This is a genomic window from Alcanivorax sp. HI0044 (assembly GCF_001634945.1).
In genome coordinates this window covers 1-1929 of the sequence record NZ_LWEZ01001841.1, presented here as the reverse complement: position 1 = coordinate 1929, position 1929 = coordinate 1, and the positions used below count along the sequence as shown (strand labels likewise).

At 54.8% G+C, this 1929-nt stretch carries 2 protein-coding genes; one reads left to right on the top strand and one right to left on the bottom strand.

The features are described from left to right. A partial coding sequence (locus A3730_RS27505) for an AraC family transcriptional regulator ligand-binding domain-containing protein (protein ID WP_156501407.1) occupies positions 1–631 on the bottom strand: 631 nt, incomplete at its 3' end. Between the two features lie 252 nt (positions 632–883). Here A3730_RS27505 and A3730_RS27500 point away from each other — a divergent pair. Continuing rightward, the coding region (locus A3730_RS27500; protein WP_197477676.1) for a parallel beta-helix domain-containing protein at positions 884–1929 on the top strand (1046 nt) is incomplete at its 3' end.

The following is a 1929-nucleotide window of genomic DNA, read 5'->3' as shown; positions in this document are numbered from 1 at the left end:
GGAAACGCTCATCGTCGTGGTTCGGATTGGGGCTATCCAGCACCGTGGCGGGAAACAACACCTGGTCGTACTGGCAGCCGCCAGTGACAGGCGCTTTCAATAACGCACTGAACAACTCCGTATGGGGGCTGCTTTCCTGCNGGTGCACTTTCACATCATTACTTGCCTGTACACCCAGCACCACATCAGCCAGACGCAAAAAACCACTGAGTACGGCATGGGTCTGCATGGCGTGAATCGGCATTTCGCCATTGGCAGCACAGCGAACGGCCACGTATTTGTCTTGAACATGCACGGTCACTTGCTGGGCTTCAGTCAGCAGGGGCCAGTATTGTTCCAGGACTTTCAGTGCTTGCCAGCCGTCCCGGTAATAATGCAGGGCGTCGCCTAGGGGGGCGATATCAGGAAGGAGGATCTGTTGGCCGATGCGAATGCCCATGGCCGGATCACCGAGTTTTTTTTCCGCCTGTTCGAAAAGGCGCTGTATAGCGGATGCGTCCAGGCGTTCATCATTCTCTGTCAGCAGGGAGGCGGGCAGGCTGGCGCTGGTCAATAATTCAAGCAGATCCAGGCCTTGTCTCTGCCAGTAGCGCAGGTCGCTCTGCAACATGGAAATGTGTTTGCTGAACATGAGTTGCCTCTAATATTTTATTCTTATGTCGTTGTTTTAAAACGGCATTGGTTTCTGGCGACACATTCCCTGTTTGGCTGGCGTCTGGCGCCATATGTTGCTCTCTCTCTCCCTCGTAAGGTAGCCAATTCGTACGATAGTACATCGCTCTGTGCGTAATAACGCACCAATTTGCGATAAACGTGGCGCGAAAACCTTCCATATGGTGACTTGCGTCACACTTTGGTCCTGATGTTCGGGAGAGAGATAATAATGAATGTAGATAAGAATAAATTCGTAGAAATGCCGGCGGTTCGTCTGCTGGCGCCGTTGGCCCTGGCCGTATCACTGGCCGCCTGTGGCGGCGGTGGCAGCAGCAGTGGTGGTGGCGCTACCGGTGGTGGCGAGAACCCGGTGGGGTATCAGTTCCCGCAGGATATGCCAGCCGATGTACCGCAGCAGGAAATCGCCTGCGGTGGTGAAGACGCCATCGAGCTGGATGCCAATAACATTACCGACAGCGCCAAGATTGCTTTCCTGGATGCCCAGGACGGTGACGTCATCGTCTTCCCGGAAGGGCGCTTTGACCTGAACGATACGCTGACGCTGGATGGCGAACTGGGCGGGGCACGCATTGCTGATATCACGATTTGTGGCCAGGGCATGGACAAGACCATTCTGGACTTCAGCAATTCCGTGGGTGATGACGGCCTGTTTATTACCAACATCAATGATGTGGAAGTCTACGGCCTGGCCGTGGTGGAAGCGGCCAACAATGCCATCAAGTTCCAGCATGCTGATGGTGTGCGTATCAATTATACCGCGACGGTATGGCAGGGGGAGCCGGACAAGGGCAACGGTGCTTACGGGCTGTATCCGGTAGAAAGCAGCAATGTGCTGGTGGAAAACAGCTACGTGCGCGGCTCAGCGGACGCCGGTGTCTATGTGGGTCAGTCACAGAACATTGTTGTGCGCAACAACGTGGCCGAATACAACGTGGCGGGGATCGAAATCGAGAACTCCACCGGTGCGGACATGTACAACAATATCGCCCGTTTCAATACCGGTGGTTTGCTGGTATTTGATCTGCCCATCGGTAATGGCACCTATGGTTCTGGCGTGCGGGTCTTCGGTAACACCGTGATCGAAAACAACACCAAGAACTTTGCCAATAGCAGCAGCAACCCGGGTGGTGTTCATATCGTACCGCCGGGCACCGGTGTGATCGTTCTGTCCACTGACGATGTGGAGATTTTCGATAACGAGATTGCCGATCACGATACCCTGGCGGTGGCGGTGACCAGCTTCTTTATCGCCGA